Raw genomic sequence first — 21,608 nt, forward strand, 5'->3', positions numbered from 1 at the left:
ATGCTCTGCAGAGTCGATTATCATCGACTTATTGGATTAGATACAAGGTAACCGAGATTACCTAGGGCATTATGAATATTATAGTTATTGCACAAAGATTGCCTTACCCACCTAACAAAGGTGAAAAACTTCGTAGCTACTATCAAATAGAACATTTGGTTAATCAAGGTCATAGTGTGACTGTGGTTGCCCCTACCGAAAGTACTAGCGATCAGCAAGATGGACAAAAATTGCAGCAGAAACTGAATGTTAAAGTTGAGCTGGTGGATATTGGCAACCGAAAACTCAAACTGCTAACTGGTTTGTTAGCTAATCAGTGCTTAAGTGTTGCAAATTTTTATGGCAAAGCTTTGCAAAAGCAGCTGGACAGTTTGTTAGCAACAGCGCAATTCGATTGCATATTATGTACAGCATCAAGTGTCGCTGAATATGTGTTCAAAAGCCCTGTCGTGCAGCAAAATCGCGACAAGCTAATGTTGCTGATGGACTTTATGGATTTAGATTCAGACAAGTGGCGCCAGTATGCGGCTAAATCTAAATTTCCTATGAGCTGGGTATATCAGCGTGAAGCAAAGCTACTTTCCAAATATGAGAATCGTATCCATGAATATTTTGACCAGTGTTTTTTTGTTTCTAATCAAGAGGTGACCTTGTTTGGCAAACAGTTAGACAGTCAAAATACCAGCATTGCGATTGGCAATGGCATTGATTTCTCTGAGTTTAAACCTGTGCTGTTGGCAGATAAACCGCAAGGCTGCAATTTGTTATTTACCGGAGTGATGGATTATGCACCGAATGTAGATGCTGTTGTCTGGTTTGTTGAGCAGGTATGGCCAAAAATTATTGCAGAGTGTTCTAATGCCAAATTTATTATTGCGGGTATGCGTCCGACAGCTAAGGTTAAAGAACTAACAAAATTCCAAGGCATAGAAGTCACAGGTTTTGTTGACGATATTATGCCGTATTACAATCAAGCACATGTTTTTGTTGCACCCTTTCGTATTGCTAGAGGTGTGCAAAATAAAGTTTTACAAGCTTTTGCTTGCGGTTTGCCTACGGTCGCAACCTCTATGGGCGCCGAAGGAATAAACTGTCAAGATGGCCAACATTTATTAGTCGCGGATGAAGCCGATGATTTTGCGAATGCAGTTCTTCGGTTGATAAATGAGGGGACACTCGCGCAAGGCTTAGGCACTAACGCGGTAAATTTGATGCAAGCTGAGTACGCGTGGGAGAGTAAACTAGCAGCGTTAAACATTGTGCTGAGTAAGGAATCTGTGGCATGAAATCACTGATAAAAAACTGTGTCGACCTAATATTCATACTAATCAATGCACCATTATTAATTTTGTATTTTGTAATCTGCTTGGTGTTTGGCAAGAATAATGGTGTATTTAGTGCTTTTGCGCAGTTTTATAGCATGTTGCCCGGTCAACTAGGCAATTATGCGCGGGCGAATTTTTATCGTTTTGTCATGCAAAATTGCCATCCTAGAGTTGTAGTATCCTTTGCGACTTTATTTTCTCAGCAAAAAACCAGTATAGGTTCAGGTGTATACATAGGCCCGCAGTGTAATATAGGTGCTTGTATTATCGAAAAAGATTGTTTGTTAGGTAGTGGCGTGCATGTACTAAGCGGCAAAGGTCAGCACAATTTTGATGATTTAGACACGCCCATTCGTGAACAAGGGGGGACTTTTTCACAAGTAACTATTGGTGAGGATAGTTGGATAGGTAATGGTTCAATCATCACAGCAAATATAGGTAAAAAGTGTATTATCGGCGCCGGCTCTGTGGTGACAAAAGATATTCCAGATTACTCAGTTGCAGTTGGTAATCCGGCGAAAGTAATTCGTCAACGACAATGATTATATTGCGTCGACTATCGTATTTATTTCCTGTGCTTGTTAGCATAATGGTCGCCAGTACAGAAGTCGCAGCGCAAGCTGACTGTTACTTAGTCGATTCCACCCAACAGCTCTATCAAGTTCTATCAACACAAAATAAGCAGCAAGAGACAGATATATGTTTGGCCGATGGTGTTTATAGACTAAACCGCACTCTAGTTATATCTCGTCCTCACATTAGCATACGCTCTCAGTCTAATGATCCAACTAAAGTTGTGCTACAAGGCACAGGGATGAAGCAGACAAAACAAGTGGATAATTTAATTTGGATTGGTGCAAGCCATGTCAAATTGCTTTCGCTAACCTTACGCGCAGCTGGCAATCATCTGGTTCAAGTTGCAGGTGAACAAAATGCTGACTATTTCTATATGGCAGATTGTATCCTGCAAGATGCTTATGAGCAGTTATTTAAAGTATCCAAAGATCGCAGTGGTAAAATTACCAGTGATTTCGGCATCATTGAGCGTACTATCTTTGAGTATACTCAAGGTATAGGTCCAAATTGGTATATTGGTGGTATTGATGTTCATACCGCAAAAAACTGGCTTATCAAAGACAATGCTTTTTTTAACATTGCTAGCCCTAGAAAACATATTGCTGAGCATGCAATCCACTTTTGGAGTAATTCAATCGGCACAAGAGTCATTGGCAATTTAATTGTTGATTCAGATCGCGGAATAGGATTTGGCATGGCTAAAAGCAAACATTATGCTGGAGAAATTCGCAATAATTTTATTTACCATGGTCATTACTCAAGGACTCAAAGACCCTTTGCTGATGTTGGTATTGTTCTCGAGAGTTCAACGAATACAAAAGTTATAGAGAATTTTGTTTACCTCAACTCTGGTTATGCAAATGCAATTGAATATAGATACAGAAGTTTAGATAAAAATTTAATCAGCGATAATGTAACGAATAAAAGAATTAAACAGCGAAACTTTGGTTCGGCTCACTTAATTGATAATAAGCAGTTAGATGATGAGGATTATTTCCAACAGCAGCTTCGGAAATTTGTTGATCAACATCCATTGAAAGCCCGTTTGGCGTCTAGGTTGCATTAGGTAGTAAGAGAGGCTGCAATACCAATAACATCATATTGGTGTGTCACAAACTGCTTAAAAAATGGCGTGTTGCGGTCAATAACTTGGTCTGATTGACTTGGAACAAACCAAGTAAATCCACGATGTTTTTCGGCTTCTATGAAAATATCTTCAGCAGTGATGTTTTCGCGTTTAAGTACATCTGGGTGTATTTCAACCATAATGACCACATTTTCACATTGTGTTAATAGGCTTTTAGCGCCAGCTAAGGCTGCAACTTCTTGCCCTTCAACATCAATTTTGATCACAATGTTTTTGTACTCGTATAGAGCATAAGTTGCATACAAATGATCTATTGTCACAACTTGAGTTGAGCCAGGGACATTTTTGTCAATATAGCCTTCGTGATCTGAACCTAAGCCGGTGTTAAAGTTTAAGTTAACCAAACCATTAAAATCGGAAATTGCTAAATTTAGCGGCAGAAAACCAATAGATTCGGCATTTTTTTGTAAAATCTTAAATGAATTAGGGTTAGGCTCTAGTGCAATTATTTTATCCAGTGGGCATTGGCTATCGAGTTGTGCACTTACGGTTCCAATATCAGCGCCTAAATCTAACAAACAGCTTGAGCCTTTAAACTTCTGGATGACATCAGCCAAAGGTTTTATATCTTCGGGATAATAATTTGCAGGCCCATATTCTAGCCAAAAGCACCATTGATCCCAAGGCACATAGAAATCCTTGTTTTTGATTTTGTGCTGGATAAGCTTCCTGCCAAAACCTAGCTTTAAGCCTAAACGGTAAATGGCATATTTACCTCTGACTTCATTGAGTTGTAACCATTGAATAAGGCTATTCATAAACGTCTTGTAGTTGAGTGACGAAGTTGACTGCGCTGGCAATAATAGCTTGTTGAACTAGCTGCTTTTCTTCTGAATCAGCATACTCAGCGGACACTAACAATTGATGACTTTGTTCATCAGCACCGATAAATTTATCCAAGGTTTGTAGTAGTTTACTTTTAACTGCAGAGTTACCTATGTACTGATGCGTTACATAGATATCAAGTAATAAACGATTCTTACCATATGGGCTGGTTATATCGCTCAAGCGAGCTGTATATGGCTGCTCTTTGTTGAGTAAGACTAACTGAGACGACTTTAAACTCCAACCTGTTGGGTCGTAGCGTCTATGCACACCTGATACTAATTCACCGTGGCTATTGGCTGCGTAATAGGCAACAAATACTTCAACGGTTACACCATGGTTATCTGTATGTGTAAATTGGATTTTATCCGCATTAGTAATTTTGGGCTTAGCTGCAAATGTTTCAGGATCGCTCATAGTAGGCAGATCTAGCACTTTTAATGCCGCTGGTTTAGGTGAATCAATTAAGCTCAACCATAACCATTGTGTTAGCAGTAACGCACAAACAAAAGCAAAGTGATAGTTTGTTTTCTGCGGTTTAACTGACAGCTCAGGTACAGCACCCCTTGTAGGAGCTTCCATTTGCTTGTTTTCTATTGGCAAAGAATCGCGCATAGCATTGCCCAATAAGATGAGCAGCAATAATACTAAACAGTAAAAGAACCAACCGTAGATTAAATGGTCTGCGCCAGCTGCGTATTGCATATCAGATAAATGTGCAACATAGATAATGCCAAATACACGAATACCATTGGCGAATATCGGCACAATAAAAGATATAACTACAAAAGCCAATTTTCGTTTAAAGCTATGAAAGCTGGTATACGCAAACAAACAGCCAAACACAATTGAGACGATAAAAAAGCTGATGCCAGAGCAGGCTTCAGCAACCAAAAAGCGTCCACGTGGAATTTCTATGTATAAACCATTTATGTAGGTGGGGATATCGACTATCTTCAATAAAAAGATTGCTATAGTTGCGGCGATTTGTTGCAAAGTCGGAATGAGTTCTTCACCAATCGGTATAGCAAACAGCATAAACGCAAGCGGAAATAAGATAACTTTGCTAGTTTTAAAGCCTAATGTAGCAACAATTATTATCGGGAGGGCTGAGAAAGTTGCCATGTGCATCAGCAATGAGATATCGCCAGCATAACCAAAGATGTAAACTAATATGCAGGGAATGAGCAGAACCAACCAATAAAACTGCGGTGTTACACTTTGTTGCTGCAACTCGGAGCGTTTTTGCCAAATTAAATAAAAACTAATAGGCAAAACAAACAAACAGTGGTTAAAAATGTCAGAAACAACCCAGACTTTATAAGCAGTGAAGAATCCATGATTAAACGCTATTAGCCAAGTAACGATAGATAATAAAAGAATTATATCTATCCTGCGATTTATTAGCGTCAGCTGCATACGAAATCCAGTTCTATTTTAAGTATACTTGTTTCATTGTCGACCAGTGGTATCTATCCAACAAAGTGGCTAATCGACCTTCCATTTTACTTATGTTTAAATAATGTCTAAATCTTGACTTGAAGGGGGCGTCGGTTACACGCGGTTGCTCTGTGTCTATTTCCCAAGGGTGGAAATAAAATGAGTAAGGCTGTTGTTCTTTAGCTAAATACTTATCAACTAACTTATGTGCAACCATAGTTGGGTATAAGCGAAAATATCCACCACCACCTATAGGTATTTGTTTACCCGCAAGTTTTAAAGTGGGTACTGGGATTTCAATAATTCCCTCTGGTCTAGCATATTTGAATCTAGGCCAGTGCGGTGTTCCATACAAATCGTGTTTTACAGGGTAAGTACTTGAGCTATATTCAAAGCCCAACTCAGTTAAGACCTCAAATGCCCATTCGTTACTTTCGTCTATTGAAAAACTCGGCGCTCGATAACCAATCACTTGCTGACCAATAGTATCTTCCAAATGTTTTTTCGAACGCTCTACATCAGCTTTAAACTCTTCTCGTGTTTGAGTTGTTGCGCGCTTGTGCGCATAGCCGTGACTTGCTACTTCATGACCGCGGTTATGAATATCTTTGAGTAATTGTGGGTAACGTTCACCAACCGCACCCAAAATAAAGAAAGTACCTTTACAGCCATGAGCGTCAAATAAATCTAATAGTCTGTAAGTATTGTGCTCTACACGTTGCGGCAGCTTGTCCCAATCATTACGGGTAAATTGCTTCTCAAATGCGGAAACATGGTAATAATCTTCTACATCTACAGTCATCGCATTTATAATAGGCGACTTCTTTTCAAGCTGTTTTTTATCAACACAGTGCACGTTTAACGGCCTTTACCAAATAAGATAACTTCAACGGTACGCAATAATATGAGTAAGTCGAATAAGATAGATCTGTGCTTGATGTAGTACAAATCAAATTTTAATTTTTCAATTGTGTCTTCACTAGAAGACCCATACGGATATTTAAGCTGCGCCCAACCAGTTAAACCCGGTTTAACATTATGACGTTGATTATAATAAGGAATTTGTTTAATAAAGTCGGTCACGAATTGTGGGCGCTCAGGTCTAGGACCAACAAAGCCCATTTCGCCTTTAAATACATTAAACAACTGCGGTAATTCATCAACTCGGTATTTTCTTAAAAAACCACCAATTTTAGTGGTTCTATCATCATTCTTCTGCGCAAATTGAGCGCCGCCCTTTTCTGCATCAGGGCGCATACTGCGGAATTTAATAATTTTGAAAACACGGCCATCTAAACCCACACGCTCTTGTTTGTAAAATACTGAAGCACCAGTTTTACGTCCATCTTCTAGGTATATAAGCAATGCTGTAATTAACATAAACGGCCATGCAAAGAAAAATACAATAACAGCAATGAAGGCGTTAAATAGATAGTCTAACGATTCGCGTAAGTGATTGGTCGTTCTGAAGCCATTTGAATATATTACCCAGCTTGGATAAATCAGGTTAACTGCAACTTGGCCGGTTTCACGTTCGATGAAATCCAAAATATCGGTGATTTCTACACCACGAATTTTAAAATTAAACAAGGCTTGTAATGGTAATGCATCGCGTCTTTCATCGCATGCAATAACGATTTCTTGGATGTCGTTTTCCAATACGAACTTTTCTAATTCTTCTTGTACTTCTAAGCTAACAATAGTTTCGTTTTGAATTCCATTATATTTGTCGCCTGCAAGCGGCACAAAACCAACTAAATTAATGCCTCGTCTGTCAGCGCGACGACGCATTCTTTTTTCAATAATAGAGGCTCTTTCGCCTGCGCCGATAATTAATACATCTTTACGTGAAAAACCAAACCATTCGTTCTCCATAATGACAAAACGAAATAGCGATAAACTAATAATCCCTATAAGAGCCGCAGCTGGAATGAAATAATTATTAACTTCAAGGGATGGCACTAAATTTAACAAGATACCGTCATGTAAAAAATAGGCGATACCAATACTGACTAGTATGCGACGAACAACGCCTCTAATTGACTCGCGTAAACGCAATTCATATAAGCCAACGGCTAATAAAGAAAGTTGGGAAAAACCGACAAATATTAATACATTAGATAGGTGAACTTGCAAAGTTGCAAAGTCATCAAACGAGTCTGCAAATGACGCTACGTATAAACCAAGGTAACCGGCGATACACAAAATAGTGGTTTCGATAACAATCAGCGGCTTGATTTTTTGGTGTGTATGCCCTGCGTAAGTATAAGCCATAGTGATAATAGTATTCCGTTAGGTATTTTACAGCCTGGCCGGTCGACAACAAACAATTGGCACATTTAGGCGTAATTATTATTAGATGCTTTAATTAACTGTTGGCGAGTATACTATGATGATAAAGTAACAACAATATGAAAGCGTTGGATTATCCCCAAGTTGCGTGGGTGAAATTTAATCTAAGCTTGATTGATTTAATTTGTCTTTGCTCTATGATGTCGAAGTAATCAATTGACCTCGATAGGTTGAGCAGCAAAAAAAGCCAAAGGAATAAACAACAATGCAGCTTATCAAAACTAATCAGATGTTAAAAATTGCCGTGTTGGCGACAGCATTCAGCTTAGCAGGATGTGCTACCAATCAGCTACCTCAGGCAACAATTCACGCTTCGAAAACGACAGATATCACAGACTATAAATATCTAATTGGGCCTGGTGACTCGTTAAATATTTTTGTTTGGCGTAACCCTGAAATTTCAGGTTCTTTTGTCGTTCGACCTGACGGTAAAATCACTACATCTTTGGTTGAAGATATTGACGTATCGGGTAAAACACCAACTGAATTGGCGCGTAGTGTCGAGCAAATATTAGCTACCTATATTAAAGATCCGATTGTAACTGTGAGTGTCGGTGGTTTTGTTGGCCCATACAGCGAACAAGTGCGTGTAATTGGCCAAGCTTCATCTCCGCAAGCGATAAATTATCGTGAAAATATGACCTTACTCGATCTAATGGTTGAAGTGGGTGGTTTAACTCAATTTGCTGACGGTGATGGTGCAAAATTAATTCGAGTCGTGTCTGGCGAGCAGCAAACATACAACATTAAAATCGACAGTTTAATTAACGATGGTGACATTAACGCCAATGTTGATTTGTTACCAGGTGATATTGTGATTATCCCTGAAGCTTGGTTCTAACCCTCGGTTAAATCGAGTGCGAGAATAACAACAGAGAATTAGATAAGAGTTATTGTGACTGATGGATAATCTTCAACAAACTATTGATGAAATCTTAGGCTATCTGAAAGGAATTTGGATAAAAAAACGTTTTATCATTATAACTACATGGTTAATTTGCCCGATTGCGTGGTTATATGTAGCAAACCTACAGGATGTATATCAATCTAACGCTAAGGTTTTTGCGGACACCCGCTCTATTCTGCAGCCTTTGTTACGTGGTTTAGCTCTGCAAACAGATATAGATCAAGAATTGCAGTTAATGACAAAAACTTTGTTATCCCGCCCAAACTTAGAAAAAATTGCGCGCAATACTGATTTGGATATTAACGCCAAAACTGAAGCTCAATATGAAAGTTTAATTGGCATGTTAAAACGAGGTATCAAATTCAGAACCGCTGGGCGTGAAAATATCTACACCATAGATTTTGAACACTCAAACCCTCAGGTTGCTAAGCGGGTTGTTGAAGAGACATTAACCTTGTTTGTTGAATCGACACTTGGTTCAAATCGACAAGATTCAGATACAGCAACTAAATTCTTAGATTCACAAATCGCAGAATATGAAAAACGCCTTGCAGCAGCAGAAACGCGTTTGTCCGATTTTAAGAGAAGACACTCAGATGTGGTTGTGCAATCAACTGGTGGTGTGTACGGTCAGTTGTCCAGTTTGAAAGGGCAATTGGATACAACCAATTTGCAAATTCAAGAAGCGCAATCTCGTTTAGACCAAGTACAAACAGCATTGTCTGATTCGCAAAAAAATGCTGCATCGGCTGCTTCCACATCTAGCACTGTGTTGGAAACACAATACGATGCTCGTATTGAAAGTTTGCAAACTAGATTGGATGATTTATTGATTCGCTACACAGCTCGTCATCCTGATGTGATTGAAGCTCGTTCAATGCTTAAGCGTTTGCAAGAGCAAAGAGATAAAGAAATAGAAGAATATCAAAAAGCTCTATTAGGTTCGGATGGTGATGTTGCTAATGTACAAGGGCGAGTTGGCCAAGAAATGGTCATTACCATGCAAACGTTAAAAAATGAGCTAGCATCTCTCAATGTTAGAAAGAAAAATACCGAAGATAAAATTCAATCTTTGCAAGACAAGATGGATTTAATTCCGCAAATTGAAGCTGAAATGGCGGGTTTAAACCGTGATTATGGAATTACTAAGAAAAAATACGACGAGTTATTGGTACGCCGCGAATCTGTTTTGATGTCAAAACAAGCTGATTTGCAGTCTGATGACGTGCAATTTCGTGTTATTGAGCCACCTCGAGTGCCTTTATCACCAAGCGGTCCTCCAAGAACTGTTTACAACATTTTGGTGTTGTTGCTTGGTTTTGGCTCTGGCATCGCTTTGGCATTTTTAACTAGCCAAGTAAATCCTGTGATTATTCGAGCGCAACAATTAACCAAAATTACCGGCTTGCCAGTTTTTGGTACAATCTCGCATGTAAATTATCAACAGTTAAGACGCATTGAAAATAAAAAATTGATGGTGTTTTGGATTTCTAATGCTTTTATATTGATTGGTTTCGCTGCATTTATGTTGTTATCCATTACCGGTCATCAGTTAAATATTGAATTTGTAAGTAAGTTATTCTCATTTATAGGTGAGAAATTGGGAGGGCTAATTTAGTGAGTACAATTGAAAAAGCTTTAGCTAAACAAAAAGCGAAACAAAGTGCCCAAAATCCCCAAATTGAAACACTTGCGGCTGATACTGAAGTGCAAAGCACTGCACCTGTTGTGCAAGCGCAACAGCCAGTAGCTAGTGAAAACCAAACTAGAGATGATATGGATGGGAAGCAATTTGGTCGAGAGCTGACTTTTCCATTAGAATCGCTAGACAATGATGGTTATGTTTCACTGAGCAGCAAACGTAAATTAATTAATGAAGAGCTACGAGCTATTAAACGTAAAGTACTTGCGAACGCTTTTGGCCCTTTATCTAATACTCTAGACGCAGCTAATTTAGTTGCTGTTACCAGTACTTCTCCTCAAGAAGGCAAATCGTTTACCTCAATTAATTTGGCTTTAAGCATAGCGCTTGAGCAAGATAAAACTGTTTTGCTGGTTGATGCCGACGTTTTAAAACCGTCAGTCAGTAAAAAGCTTGGGGTACAAGATGAAGTTGAACAAGGTTTGATGGATTATTTGTTAGGTGAGGTAGATGATGTTCGCGACATTATTTATCGAACTAATATAGAAAATTTGCGCTTCATCCCTGCGGGTAAATCAAGTCATTTATCAACTGAGTTGTTAGCCAGTGAGCGTATGGCTCAACTTGCCCACGAATTTGTCAGTCGTTACCCTGACCGAGTGGTTGTAATGGATGCGCCACCACTATTGGGTATTAATGAAACTGTTGTATTAGCAAATTTAGCCGGACAAGTATTGGTTGTAGTTGAAGAGGAGTCGACTAAAATTCAAGGGTTAAAACAAGCAATAGAACAACTTGATAAAGATAAAGCTATTGGTTTTGTAGTTAACAAAACTAAGAAGAATTCAGGCATTACTGGATATGGATACGCCTATGCTTATGCAAATCATGAGTAGTAAGCTAGATTCTCGTCGTATTTTATTCAGCATTATCGGTGGATTTACTCTTAATAATGCAGTTGCTGGTGATTTGACTTTTCAACCGGGCGTTGTGGCGGACTATTACAATTTGTCGGTCGACTTTGTTGATGAAACAAATCAATCTGATGTGTCTGAATCTGTCTATAAGCTTGCACCAAGTTTTGTTGGAACGTACGACAGCAAAAAGTTGCAGCTAACGGGCAATTTTGTCGCTGAAAAAACATCACACTCAGAGCAAAAGTCACACAACAGCTCGTTTGTTTCATACGGGCTGCTAGGTAAAGCTTTTTTAGTAGATGATTTTCTAACGCTAAATAGTTCTATTAATAAAAGTTTCCGCTCTGCGAGTTCGCAGTCAGGTATATTCAATGACACTGTATTTGGCAGTGAAGAGCTGGTAGGTGTTACCAACTCTAGCATAGGCTTAAATCTGGCAACTGGTAATAGCAGAATGTTGCAGCTTCAAGGCGCTGTGCAATTCCAGCGTAGCAAAGCAGATGAAGATATTGATTTAGCCGACTTTGGCTCACAAGGTACTTCTCGTTTTGACACTAAAAGTGCCTCCGCAGCGCTCTCTGCAAGGAGTTCAGTGAACAGTCAAGTAGAGTGGAATGTGGCGCTTCAGGCTAGTGAGTCTGATCGTGTGCAAGCTAGTGACTACCGAACTTCAACTGTTTCGGCGAGCATGACTGTGCCAGTGACTAATAATATGGGCGTTACCTCTCAAGCGACCATTAATAAAAATGAAATAGCTGCGGATCAGTCTCTGTCTGACGGTTTGAAATACCAACAATTTGGTTTAGGTTTGCAATGGTTATTTACCAAAAAAAGTTACCTACGTATTCTTGGTTACCGATCGAAAGCTGGAGAGCAAGAAAGTCGCAGTTTTATTGGTGGCGAGTTTAACTGGGTATTATCTTCACGTACGCAAATGTTGTTTAGTGCAGATAGAAATCAGTTTGGTGAGCAATACGGTTTTAGCTTAACCCAAGCAAGCCGATTTGTTCGCACCCAAATGTCGTATAACGAAGGTGTCGACATTCAATCGCGTAATAATTTTGTCAGTAATCAAGTTGGTTCGTTTATCTGTCCAAGTGACGCATTGAATATTGAAGACTGTTATCTTTCTGAAGACTTAAATTATCAACCAGCACCGGGTGAGCAAGAGATTGGCCTTTTTAGTCGTGACATCGAGCTAGTTGATATTGTTAGCCGTTTTGAAACTGGTCAATTAAGTATTGCCTACGACAATCAGCGCAAACTCAAGTTTGCATTTGGGGTTAATTTCTCGGAGCGTGTGTCACTGGAAGATACCACTGGTGTTGGCGGAAATTTAAATCGAAAAACCACGGGTTACACAGTTTCAGCGGCATACGCCATCTCGCCAAAAACAAGTTTAACCTTAAACAATTCGCTAAGCCGCAGTACTTATTTAGACTCAAACGGTGCAGCAACAGATAGAGTTGAAGATAATAAAATGTGGGAGTTGAAACTAACTTCGGCACGCTCATCTTCGTTAAATCTAACGGCAAGTATTAGCGAGCGTGATAGCAACAGATTACGCCAAGCTTACACAGATAAACGATTACAACTTGGTGTGAACTACACTTTTAATTAGCAACAATGAAAAGAAATAGTGCGCACTATTTCTTTTCATTTGCCCATTTCTAGGCTTAAAGCTGAACACTTAACTCGCATTTAAGCTATTGATAAACTTCTCAGATTCTTTAATTGATCTATCAATTTCACGAATAATGCTTTCAACATCTTTTTCAATCTCTGCTAATTCACCTTTAAGTGAACCTATGGCTTGTGCATTCAGGTTGTGTTTTAAAAACAGTACATTGTCTTGCAGTGCGGATAAAAATGGCTGCATCTTTTTTTCAGATTGGCGCATCGCGCGTAACAAGGTTTTATATCTAGCTTTCGTTTTGGCTAACTTAGTTGCACTTTGTGAACGTAATTTAGCACTTGAATATTGCTCTAATTCATTTTGCCATTCGTCAAATAAGTCTTCTGCAACTTGTTCAACTTTATCTATACGTTCTGATACCGCGTCTGCGGCTTCTTTGCTCGCTTGGTATTCATCATTAAGTTTTTGGTAGTGGGCTTGAAGTTCGCCACCATCAAATTGCACAACACTTTGAAACTGCTCTAGTGCCGACTTAAATTCTTGTTGGGCGTCTTGTTGTGCCTGCTGCACATCTTCAACTCTATCTACCAAAATGTCACGTTTGTGATAACCGACTTTCTCCATTGCTGAATAATAGGCACTCTGGCACGCAGATAAGCCCATCACCAACAACACAGCAACGAATTGATGTTTTATCACCATGCATAACACTCCTAATCTTTGTTGCTCTCAATAAAATTACTAATAAATACATCATGATTTGCAACCTCAAAGTAGATTTAGCTTTAGTTTAGCTGATAGTTATTGCTGTTGAAAATTAATTTCAATGCGTAAAGCAATGCCTGGCGTATGCGCATGATCGCGAAAATCTGGGTAATGAATAAAGGGTTCTATTTCAAAATAAAACCAGTCGCGTAGCGCTTGGGCGCGGTAACGAACAAAAATGCCTTTATTTTCGAGTTTATAACCATTGATAATTTCGCCGTGGGCAAAAATGCCACTGATCAAAGCGGATTGATTGTTGAGTTGGTGATAAAACAGCAAATTGTGTCGCCATTCAGGATATTCTTCGTCTTCAATATATTCCCAGCTGTTGTCTTGCCGCCATAAACTTGTTTCGGAAGATTGGTAATCAATCTTGAAGTCGAATCGTGCACCATATCCATGGGCAATATAATAATAAATCGCCGGTTCTGTTTCTAAGCTGAGTTTATCTGCTAAAGAAAATTGCCGGCGATAGCGGGTGCGAATATATATATCTGCGCCTTTGGCAAAACCCACTCTAGTCGAAATAAAGTTTCGATTATCTTGCGAATGAATATAACGAACCGCGACTGTCAAATCTTCTTTTTTCTGCTGACCTTGGGTTTCATTAATCACTCGCTCCGATTCATGAGATTCGTTTGAGTCATTGTAGTCAGAGACAATAACATCCCATTTGTCTTCTAAATTTGGTAGGCGAGCACGTAGGCGAAATTGGTGCTCAAAGCGCGCAAAGTCGCGTTCAATTGGCACATAACCTAATCGAAGTTTTGCTGATGCACTTGCTCTGTCTTTGTCTAATTTGTCTTGGCCAAAAAAGCCGTCAAACCAATTGGCGGTTGTGGTTATTCTATCTGAAACATCTTCTTGTACTTCATCGTACCAACTTGGTGGTTGTGTGTTGGCCTCTGGATTCGCCCAAGCATTGTGCTGAGTCAAAAAAAGCACGGATATCAAAATGATTCTTAGTGGTAAACACAGCCGAGTTACATTAAGATAAGCACAAAATTTAACTGTCAAGCGACCTACGGACAACATCTAGTGTTTTTCCTCGCTTACAAATAACAAACCCCAGGAGTCTACAATGTTAGGTGGTATCAGTATTTGGCAATTACTCATAGTATTAATCATAGTCGTTTTATTGTTCGGTACAAAAAAATTAAAAAACTTAGGCAGTGATTTAGGTGCAGCTATCAAAGGTTTTAAAGACGAATATAAAGGTGAAGAGCAAAACCTAAAAGAAGAAACTGATATTACAGAAAAAAAAGAGCAAACAAAAATAGAAGAAAAACAACCAACTGCAACACCTTCTACAAATACAACCTCTGACAAACAAAAAGTAGATTAATATGTTGGACATTGGTTTTTGGGAATTGATCCTCATTGGCATTGTTGCTTTGGTTGTACTTGGCCCTGATAAATTGCCAGGTGCAGTGCGCAGTGTTGCTTCTGTTATGCGTAATGTTCGCCAAACAGCCAATAATTTAAAAGCAGAGCTTAATCATGAGCTTAGAGTCAGCGAGTTGCATCAGCAGCTCAAGCAAGCTGAACAAAAAGGTATGAACAACTTGAACGAGAGTGAGCGTAGTGCAATTGCTGAACTTGAAGCCGCTGCGCGTGAAGTAAACTCTATTCATAAAGAAGTTAATCGACCTGAAAACACCAAGTCTCCAACTGCAGAAAGCGCCGTTGAAAATACGAAGAAAAACGACCAGCCATGAGTGAATCGCAACCTTTAATTGCCCACTTAGTTGAACTTAGAAATCGACTATTAAAAATTGTTGTCGCTGTTTTAATTGTGTTTGTGGCTATGGTTGGTTTTGCCAACGATATATATTCTTGGATAGCGCAGCCATTGCTGAATGCTTTGCCAGAAAATACCAATATGATAGCAACAGGTGTCGCGACCCCGTTTTTGACGCCATTTAAATTGACTATGGTTTTGTCAATTTTTGCTGCAATGCCGTTTGCACTTTACCATGTGTGGGCTTTTATCGCGCCGGCCTTGTATCAACACGAAAAGCGTTTGATCGCGCCATTATTATTTAGTTCTTCTTTGTTGTTTTATGGTGGTATGGCGTTTGCGTATTTTGTCGTATTTCCACTAGCATTTCCGTTTTTTGTTGGCTCAGCACCAGATGGTGTCACTGTATCAACCGACATAAATAGTTATCTTGATTTCGTATTAAAGCTGTTTTTTGCTTTTGGTATTGCGTTTGAAATTCCCATCGCGATTATCTTAATGGTTTGGGCGGGTATATCTACGCCTGCTGCAATTGCTGAGAAGCGTCGTTTTGTGGTGGTTGGCGTATTTGTTGTTGGCATGTTATTAACGCCTCCCGATGTAATTTCACAAACTTTGTTAGCTATTCCAATGTGGTTTTTGTTTGAGTTTGGCCTGATATGTTCTAGGTTATATTACAAACCAGAAGCTAAAGATGAAGCCGATGATGCAAAAGAGGAAGGTAGCTAGGTTTGCATTCAGCTGAGGCTAAGTTATTTGATATTGGGGTTAATTTAACCAATAGTCAGTTTGATAAAGACAGAGCAGATGTGGTTGAAAACGCCACTCTTGCTGGTGTCGAAAATTTTGTTATCACTTCGACCAACATCAAAGAAACGCAAAAAGCAATCGAATTACTCGTAGACTTCCCCAATTTATATACCACAGCTGGCTGCCACCCACATGATGCAAAAGATTTTTTGCCAGAAGATATCGACTTTTTACAGCAAGCTTACCAGCAAAATAGTAGAGTGGTTGCCATTGGTGAATGTGGCTTAGATTACAATCGTGACTTTTCACCTAGAGATATTCAGCGGCAAGTATTCGCTGCGCAACTACAACTTGCAGAGCAACTTGCTGCTCCCTTGTTTCTGCATCAGCGTGATGCACATGCTGATTTTGTTCAGTTACTACAACAAAATGTCAGCGATTTTAGCAAAACGGTTGTTCACTGTTTTACTGGTGAAGCAGATGAATTAGCCGCCTATATTGAAATGGGCTGTTATATTGGCATCACAGGTTGGGTGTGCGACGAACGGCGTGGCCAGCATTTGTTGCCTTTGTTGGACAAAATACCAGCTGATCGTTTATTAATAGAAACAGATGCGCCTTATTTGATCCCTAGGCATATTCAGAAAAAAACTAAGAGCCGACGTAATCAACCCGTATATTTAGTCGAAATTTGCGAGTTTATTGCACAGCAACTTGGGATAAGTTTTGCACAACTAGCTTCTCAAACACGAGAAAATAGCTTACGCTTCTTCCAAATAAATAATAACTATAAATAGAGAGAATAATGGTCATTGCAGATTCTCAGATACTTTGGTTAGTTGGTGTGGCATTAGCTATTACTATAATGGCTAGTATTCAGCACTCAGCAATTCGCAACCGAGTATCCGCACTTACTATGGCGCAAGGCGCTGGCTTTTGCCTAAGTTTGTTTGCGCTTATTGTTATCAATTCGCTGCCATTGCAATCTAAAATCTTATATTACTTGATTTGTTTCGCTGTGCTGCTTGGATTATTTAGCTTTGTCAGCATGCAAATTTGGTTAACTAAGTGGTTATTGAATCCAAAACCAAATGCAACGCCGCTTCTCTTTGGTTTATTTGGCTTGTCGCTAGTAACAGCTGCATTGTATGAAGTGAATTTATTACCAAGTTGGGCTAATACCTTAACATTGGCAACAATTGCCTTCTGTTCATTCGCTTTTTCCCTGTGGTTAAGTCTTAAAGCAAATGTTAATATCGCTATCAAACTACTACTCTGTTTGACCCCTGCTATCTGGTTATGTGCAACAGCTATCTGTATTTATAGTCAATTTATGGCACTGTTAATTGTTGCCGCGAGTATGTTTATCAGCCAATATTTAGTGATCTCAAGGTTTGTAAAAACGCAGCAACAATGTTTAGTGCAAATTCAAAGCTTAGCCGACGACTACCGTGAAAAGTCATTTAAATTGCAAACCGAGTTGGCGGAGCAGCAAGACGCATACGAAATGTTAGAATCAGATGTGCGTGAGCGTAACTTCGAATTGGAAGTTACGCTAAGAGAGCTACAAGATAAAAATAGAGAGTTAGAACAATTAAACACGCTAGATGCGCTAACGGGAGTTCGCAACAGACGTTATTTTGACCAAAGGATTGAAGCTGAAATCAGACGTGGTCGCCGCGAGCAAACTGAGTTAGGCCTGATAATGTTAGATATTGATCACTTTAAATCAATTAACGATAAATACGGACATTTAGTTGGTGATCAAGTTATTCAACATATTGCGTCTTTGTGTAAAAAATTACTCCCTCGTTCAACCGACGCTTTATGTCGTTATGGTGGGGAAGAGTTTGCGATTATCTTGCCAAATACCCCTTTAGCTGGTGTGTTACAAGTGGCGAATCATTTGCGTGAGCAAATCGAATCATCTGTCTGCACTGCAGAAGACTGCGAAATACAAGTGACTGCAAGTTTGGGTGTACACTCGCAACAAGTTTCACATGAGTCGCAGTCAACTGATTTAATCGCTTTGGCGGATAAAGCTTTATACCAAGCTAAACAGGCTGGACGAAACCAAGTGTGTCAATCGAACGAGCTTAATCAAATACTAGCCACTAACAGCAGTGTTAAACCCTTGTTAAATTAATTTTAGAGTCGAATGGAGCCCTTAATGTTAACTGGAAACTTTCCATTAAACCGAAAACGCCGTATGCGTGCTGATGATTTTAGTCGACGCTTAATGGCTGAAAACCAGCTAACGGTAAATGATCTCATATATCCAGTTTTTGTTGTTGAAGGCAAGGACAGAACAGAAACCGTACCATCTATGCCTGGGGTTGAACGCAAATCAATTGACCTGTTATTGAAAGAGTTAGAGCCATTAGTCAACTTTGGCTTACCAGCGGTTGCTTTATTTCCAGTTACTCCGGTTGAAAAAAAGTCGCTAATGGCAGAAGAGGCATATGCCGACGATGGCCTGGCGCAAAAAACTGTCCGCGCGATTAAAAGCGAGTTTCCGCAATTAGGTGTGATCACGGATGTCGCACTAGACCCATTTACCATTCATGGCCAAGACGGCATTATTGATGAATCAGGTTACGTTTTAAATGACATCACGACAGATATCTTGGTGAAACAGGCTCTGTCACATGCGGAAGCTGGTGCAGATGTCGTCGCGCCATCGGACATGATGGACGGACGTATTTTAGCAATACGTCAGGCGTTGGAAGCACAAGGGCATGTTAATACACGTATCATGTCGTATGCAGCAAAATATGCGTCTGCTTATTATGGGCCATTTCGTGATGCCGTTGGTTCGGCGGGCAATTTAAAAGGCGCGGATAAAAAGAATTATCAAATGGACCCGGCAAACAGTGATGAAGCTTTACATGAAGTTGCACTTGATTTGCAAGAAGGTGCTGACATGGTGATGGTTAAACCTGGTATGCCATATTTAGATATAGTGCGCCGAGTTAAAGATGAATTTAAAGTACCAACTTTTGCCTATCAAGTTTCTGGTGAGTACGCTATGCATAAAGCTGCGTTTGCTCAAGGCTGGTTAGATGAAGAAAAGTGTGTCATGGAATCTTTGCTTGCGTTTAAGCGAGCCGGAGCTGATGGCATACTCACGTATTTTGCGAAAGATGTCGCCACTTGGTTAAACAAGTGAACTAATTAAACGCATTTGAGTCTCATAGCCAAACAAACATTACGGCAAATGCTCAATAATTAACGCCTGAACTTAGAATGTTATTTAAAGTTGCGTTGAATCCGTCTATCATAGCGGGCTAATTGCAACGGCCTGTTGTATTTGTTGTACGTTGGTTTGATTTTTCAGACAGATTTAAAAAAATTTATAAGAGTGACTAAAGGGGTGCTCATGAATATTAAAAACGTTGGATGGTCTGCGCTATTGGGTAGCGCTGTGTTGCTAGCAGGATGTGGTAGCAGTGATTCAAATAACTCCAACAGTACTAGTTACTTAACTTACTACAACTTATCAGCCAATACAGCTGTAACCAAACTGTATCATGACGAGACTCTTTATTCGTCGGTTGCATATCAAGGTAAATCATCAAGACTTTCTGTGCCATCAGGTACAAAATTAGTTGAACTTAAAGTTGATGAATCTGATGATGTAACAACAACTTTATATGAAGCAGATTTAAACTTAGTAAAAGACAAACGTAATTACCTTGTTTCTGTTGGTACATTAGATGGTGATAGTGGTGATACGCCATTATTGTTTACCTACAATATTGTTGAATCTTCAGTTTTAGATGATGATGATCAATTTGAATTTAATTTAATGCATTTAGCCCAAGAGTTCCCTGGAACTTTATCTGTTGACGTAATTGATAAAGACAGTGGTGATCTTGTTAAAGAACTGACAGTTGAGTTCGGTAAAAGTGTAACCGAGAGAATTGACACGGATAAATACTACTTTACAGTAGAAGATAGCTCGGCAAACCTTCTGTATACTTCACCGGCAAACACATTTAGCAGTTTCCAATATTATTTTGCTTTGGTTGATACTCAATTAAACAATGAAGACAAATTAACTTTAGTGTATTTGCAAGATTCATTATCAACCGCAACAGAATTCAAAAACCCTGATTTAAAATCTTATTTTAGAGTGTATAACAGTGCTGAAACTTTTGACGGCAATACCTTAACTTTGGAAGGTGGTGCATTAGACGGTCAAAAATTAGAGTACACAGATGTGGCTGCTGATGCTTTGGCTGCAACGTCATTTGAAATTGAACCTGGTTCTTATAGTGTGAGCTTAGAAGGTTCAAACATCATTAAAGCATTATATTCATTTGCTAGTGGTGTCGACAAAACGGTTGTTTTATACCGTGATGAAGATGGTGTTTTAGATGATGTATCTTTCACGAATACAAACCGCCCAGACACGTCAAATCACCAAGTTACTTTTGTTAACTTATTAAATAACCAAGGTGACGATGAAGTTGATTTGTATTTTGTTGCACCTAATGCAAATTTTGAAACAACAGCTTATCGTTTAACGCAACGCGAGTTGGGTGATGTTGCTCGTATGGCTATCCCTTCTGATACTTATGACATTTACGTTGCAGTAGATGATGGTGACGGTGCGCCAAAAGTTGTTTCTCAACAACTAGGTGTTAAATTTGGTACAGATGGCAACACAGGTGACTGGGTGTTAATTGCTGAACCAACACAAGATACAGATACACCAGTAGAAGGTAGCCCAAGCACAATTCGTTTGTTGGCTATGTAATCGGCATAATTAACGAGTGTTGTAGCTAGATCAAACACAACACTCGTTGATAGACAATTCTCGCTTCAACAAACGTAATTATCCGTTATAATCGTAAAAAAATTTTTAGTAGTTAATTGAAGTTATGCTCATCTTGCAGAGCATGCGCAATTAGCGGAGACAATTTAGTGGGTTCAACTATGAAATTTAATTTACGCAGTTTGGCACTTGTTGGTGCCATGATGGCTGTGCCAAGTGTGTTTGCAGCGGATATGAGCGACGCTGCAATTAAAGAGCGTATCAAACCAATAGGTTCAGTACATATTGCTGGAGCAGCTGCACAAACAGCTGGTGCTGGTGGTGCTCGTTCAGGTGCCGACATATATAATGCAAGCTGTACTGCTTGTCACAGCGCCGGTGTATTAGGTGCGCCGAAACCAAACAATGCAGGTGATTGGGAAGTACGTGTAGCACAAGGTATGGATACATTAGTATCTCATGCAATTAACGGCTTTAATTCAATGCCACCTAAAGGCACTTGTATGGATTGTAGCGATGACGAAATTAAAGCTGCAATCGAGCATATGATTAAAGATCTTTAACCAAACTGCTTAACTTTTATAAGGTGAGGCATCAGCACTCACCTTTATGACCCCCTTTCAATTGCTGCAAACTTCCACCTAACTTGTCTTAATTTTAAGCTGTTTTATTATGGAAATAGTTTTCATTCCTGCTAGAATTCCTTTTTTGATTGATTTTTGAACTGAGCTAGCTGGTTTGTTAAATGACCACCTATCCTAAATTCTAGTTAAATCAGTCAACTATTTATTGCAGCTAGCCATAC

General features: G+C 39.3%; 21 protein-coding genes. 15 read left to right on the forward strand and 6 right to left on the reverse strand.

Features of this window, described 5'->3' with window-relative positions; translation table 11 throughout:
* Positions 1-71: 71 nt before the first annotated feature.
* The 3 genes from ACMZOO_RS11500 (at position 72) to ACMZOO_RS11510 (ending at position 2,967) form a co-directional block, all read left to right on the forward strand.
* Positions 72-1,286, forward strand: coding sequence for a TIGR03087 family PEP-CTERM/XrtA system glycosyltransferase (locus tag ACMZOO_RS11500; RefSeq protein WP_440903481.1), 1,215 nt, complete (start codon positions 72-74; stop codon positions 1,284-1,286).
* On the forward strand, positions 1,283-1,867 hold the full coding sequence (locus tag ACMZOO_RS11505) for an acyltransferase (protein WP_440903482.1): 585 nt from the start codon (positions 1,283-1,285) through the stop codon (positions 1,865-1,867). The genes ACMZOO_RS11500 and ACMZOO_RS11505 overlap by 4 nt, the downstream gene beginning before the upstream one ends.
* Positions 1,868-2,139: 272 nt before the next feature.
* Positions 2,140-2,967 carry a right-handed parallel beta-helix repeat-containing protein gene (locus ACMZOO_RS11510; RefSeq protein WP_440903483.1) on the forward strand — a complete coding sequence of 276 codons (828 nt, stop codon included), beginning with the start codon at positions 2,140-2,142 and terminating at the stop codon, positions 2,965-2,967.
* Here ACMZOO_RS11510 and ACMZOO_RS11515 read toward each other — a convergent pair.
* From ACMZOO_RS11515 to ACMZOO_RS11530, 4 genes are read right to left on the reverse strand one after another with little or no spacing between them, the layout of a single operon-like run.
* Positions 2,964-3,806 (reverse strand): FkbM family methyltransferase, encoded by an 843-nt coding sequence (locus tag ACMZOO_RS11515; protein WP_440903484.1) that lies wholly within the window; start codon positions 3,804-3,806, stop codon positions 2,964-2,966. The genes ACMZOO_RS11510 and ACMZOO_RS11515 overlap by 4 nt on opposite strands.
* On the reverse strand, positions 3,799-5,292 hold the full coding sequence (xrtA, locus tag ACMZOO_RS11520) for an exosortase A (RefSeq protein WP_440903485.1): 1,494 nt from the start codon (positions 5,290-5,292) through the stop codon (positions 3,799-3,801). The genes ACMZOO_RS11515 and xrtA overlap by 8 nt, the downstream gene beginning before the upstream one ends.
* 13 nt (positions 5,293-5,305) lie before the next feature.
* Positions 5,306-6,115 carry an XrtA system polysaccharide deacetylase gene (locus ACMZOO_RS11525; RefSeq protein ID WP_440906300.1) on the reverse strand — a complete coding sequence of 270 codons (810 nt, stop codon included), beginning with the start codon at positions 6,113-6,115 and terminating at the stop codon, positions 5,306-5,308.
* Between the two features lie 56 nt (positions 6,116-6,171).
* Positions 6,172-7,587 carry a TIGR03013 family XrtA/PEP-CTERM system glycosyltransferase gene (locus tag ACMZOO_RS11530; protein WP_440903486.1) on the reverse strand — a complete coding sequence of 472 codons (1,416 nt, stop codon included), beginning with the start codon at positions 7,585-7,587 and terminating at the stop codon, positions 6,172-6,174.
* 283 nt (positions 7,588-7,870) lie between these two features.
* Here ACMZOO_RS11530 and ACMZOO_RS11535 point away from each other — a divergent pair, with 283 nt between their 5' ends.
* From ACMZOO_RS11535 to ACMZOO_RS11550, 4 genes are all read left to right on the forward strand, one after another.
* Positions 7,871-8,506 carry an XrtA/PEP-CTERM system exopolysaccharide export protein gene (locus ACMZOO_RS11535; RefSeq protein ID WP_440903487.1) on the forward strand — a complete coding sequence of 212 codons (636 nt, stop codon included), beginning with the start codon at positions 7,871-7,873 and terminating at the stop codon, positions 8,504-8,506.
* Positions 8,507-8,567: 61 nt separating this feature from the next.
* Positions 8,568-10,190 (forward strand): XrtA system polysaccharide chain length determinant, encoded by a 1,623-nt coding sequence (locus tag ACMZOO_RS11540; protein ID WP_440903488.1) that lies wholly within the window; start codon positions 8,568-8,570, stop codon positions 10,188-10,190.
* The gene (locus ACMZOO_RS11545) at positions 10,190-11,110 is read left to right on the forward strand and encodes an XrtA-associated tyrosine autokinase (protein ID WP_440903489.1); all 921 of its coding nucleotides are present in this window, start codon (positions 10,190-10,192) and stop codon (positions 11,108-11,110) included. Before ACMZOO_RS11540 ends, ACMZOO_RS11545 begins: the two co-directional genes overlap by 1 nt.
* Positions 11,088-12,752, forward strand: a complete 1,665-nt coding sequence (locus ACMZOO_RS11550; RefSeq protein ID WP_440903490.1) for a hypothetical protein — start codon at positions 11,088-11,090, stop codon at positions 12,750-12,752. The genes ACMZOO_RS11545 and ACMZOO_RS11550 overlap by 23 nt, the downstream gene beginning before the upstream one ends.
* A gap of 69 nt (positions 12,753-12,821) precedes the next feature.
* On the opposite strand, the gene ACMZOO_RS11555 is transcribed toward ACMZOO_RS11550, so the two are convergent.
* Complete coding sequence (locus tag ACMZOO_RS11555) at positions 12,822-13,469, reverse strand: DUF2959 domain-containing protein (protein ID WP_440903491.1); 648 nt, start codon at positions 13,467-13,469, stop codon at positions 12,822-12,824.
* 99 nt (positions 13,470-13,568) lie between these two features.
* Entirely contained in the window at positions 13,569-14,468 is a 900-nt protein-coding gene (locus ACMZOO_RS11560) for a hypothetical protein (RefSeq protein WP_440903492.1), read from the reverse strand.
* A 145-nt stretch (positions 14,469-14,613) separates the two neighbouring features.
* On the opposite strand from ACMZOO_RS11560, the gene tatA reads away from it, so the two are divergent.
* The 8 genes from tatA to ACMZOO_RS11600 all read left to right on the forward strand — a co-directional run bounded on the left by tatA (position 14,614) and on the right by ACMZOO_RS11600 (position 21,366).
* Positions 14,614-14,877, forward strand: coding sequence for a Sec-independent protein translocase subunit TatA (gene tatA / locus ACMZOO_RS11565; RefSeq protein WP_440903493.1), 264 nt, complete (start codon positions 14,614-14,616; stop codon positions 14,875-14,877).
* A gap of 1 nt (position 14,878) precedes the next feature.
* A complete protein-coding gene (tatB, locus tag ACMZOO_RS11570; RefSeq protein WP_440903494.1) occupies positions 14,879-15,250 on the forward strand; it encodes a Sec-independent protein translocase protein TatB in 372 nt (123 codons plus the stop codon).
* Positions 15,247-16,002, forward strand: coding sequence for a twin-arginine translocase subunit TatC (gene tatC, locus ACMZOO_RS11575; protein ID WP_440903495.1), 756 nt, complete (start codon positions 15,247-15,249; stop codon positions 16,000-16,002). Before tatB ends, tatC begins: the two co-directional genes overlap by 4 nt.
* 2 nt (positions 16,003-16,004) lie before the next feature.
* A complete protein-coding gene (locus tag ACMZOO_RS11580; RefSeq protein ID WP_440903496.1) occupies positions 16,005-16,820 on the forward strand; it encodes a TatD family hydrolase in 816 nt (271 codons plus the stop codon).
* Between the two features lie 8 nt (positions 16,821-16,828).
* The gene (locus ACMZOO_RS11585) at positions 16,829-18,169 is read left to right on the forward strand and encodes a GGDEF domain-containing protein (protein ID WP_440903497.1); all 1,341 of its coding nucleotides are present in this window, start codon (positions 16,829-16,831) and stop codon (positions 18,167-18,169) included.
* 24 nt (positions 18,170-18,193) lie between these two features.
* Positions 18,194-19,192: a porphobilinogen synthase gene (hemB, locus tag ACMZOO_RS11590; protein ID WP_440903498.1), complete on the forward strand. Its 999-nt coding sequence runs from the start codon at positions 18,194-18,196 to the stop codon at positions 19,190-19,192.
* A gap of 210 nt (positions 19,193-19,402) precedes the next feature.
* A complete protein-coding gene (locus ACMZOO_RS11595) occupies positions 19,403-20,785 on the forward strand; it encodes a hypothetical protein (protein WP_440903499.1) in 1,383 nt (460 codons plus the stop codon).
* 179 nt (positions 20,786-20,964) lie between these two features.
* Complete coding sequence (locus tag ACMZOO_RS11600; protein WP_440903500.1) at positions 20,965-21,366, forward strand: c-type cytochrome; 402 nt, start codon at positions 20,965-20,967, stop codon at positions 21,364-21,366.
* Positions 21,367-21,608 lie beyond the last annotated feature (242 nt).

The organism is Catenovulum sp. SX2 (assembly GCF_052056295.1).
Taxonomy (GTDB): domain Bacteria; phylum Pseudomonadota; class Gammaproteobacteria; order Enterobacterales; family Alteromonadaceae; genus Catenovulum.

Bases quoted from the DNA above. Each gene is read 5' to 3' on its own strand.
- ACMZOO_RS11555 (WP_440903491.1), bottom strand. From the start codon at position 13,469: ATGGTGATAAAACATCAATTCGTTGCTGTGTTGTTGGTGATGGGCTTA.
- ACMZOO_RS11535 (WP_440903487.1), top strand. From the start codon at position 7,871: ATGCAGCTTATCAAAACTAATCAGATGTTAAAAATTGCCGTGTTGGCG.
- xrtA (WP_440903485.1), bottom strand. From the start codon at position 5,292: ATGCAGCTGACGCTAATAAATCGCAGGATAGATATAATTCTTTTATTA.
- ACMZOO_RS11600 (WP_440903500.1), top strand. From the start codon at position 20,965: ATGAAATTTAATTTACGCAGTTTGGCACTTGTTGGTGCCATGATGGCT.
- ACMZOO_RS11525 (WP_440906300.1), bottom strand. From the start codon at position 6,115: ATGACTGTAGATGTAGAAGATTATTACCATGTTTCCGCATTTGAGAAG.
- tatA (WP_440903493.1), top strand. From the start codon at position 14,614: ATGTTAGGTGGTATCAGTATTTGGCAATTACTCATAGTATTAATCATA.
- ACMZOO_RS11550 (WP_440903490.1), top strand. From the start codon at position 11,088: ATGCTTATGCAAATCATGAGTAGTAAGCTAGATTCTCGTCGTATTTTA.
- ACMZOO_RS11515 (WP_440903484.1), bottom strand. From the start codon at position 3,806: ATGAATAGCCTTATTCAATGGTTACAACTCAATGAAGTCAGAGGTAAA.
- ACMZOO_RS11505 (WP_440903482.1), top strand. From the start codon at position 1,283: ATGAAATCACTGATAAAAAACTGTGTCGACCTAATATTCATACTAATC.
- hemB (WP_440903498.1), top strand. From the start codon at position 18,194: ATGTTAACTGGAAACTTTCCATTAAACCGAAAACGCCGTATGCGTGCT.
- tatB (WP_440903494.1), top strand. From the start codon at position 14,879: ATGTTGGACATTGGTTTTTGGGAATTGATCCTCATTGGCATTGTTGCT.
- ACMZOO_RS11500 (WP_440903481.1), top strand. From the start codon at position 72: ATGAATATTATAGTTATTGCACAAAGATTGCCTTACCCACCTAACAAA.
- ACMZOO_RS11585 (WP_440903497.1), top strand. From the start codon at position 16,829: ATGGTCATTGCAGATTCTCAGATACTTTGGTTAGTTGGTGTGGCATTA.
- tatC (WP_440903495.1), top strand. From the start codon at position 15,247: ATGAGTGAATCGCAACCTTTAATTGCCCACTTAGTTGAACTTAGAAAT.
- ACMZOO_RS11595 (WP_440903499.1), top strand. From the start codon at position 19,403: ATGAATATTAAAAACGTTGGATGGTCTGCGCTATTGGGTAGCGCTGTG.
- ACMZOO_RS11510 (WP_440903483.1), top strand. From the start codon at position 2,140: ATGAAGCAGACAAAACAAGTGGATAATTTAATTTGGATTGGTGCAAGC.
- ACMZOO_RS11540 (WP_440903488.1), top strand. From the start codon at position 8,568: ATGGATAATCTTCAACAAACTATTGATGAAATCTTAGGCTATCTGAAA.
- ACMZOO_RS11530 (WP_440903486.1), bottom strand. From the start codon at position 7,587: ATGGCTTATACTTACGCAGGGCATACACACCAAAAAATCAAGCCGCTG.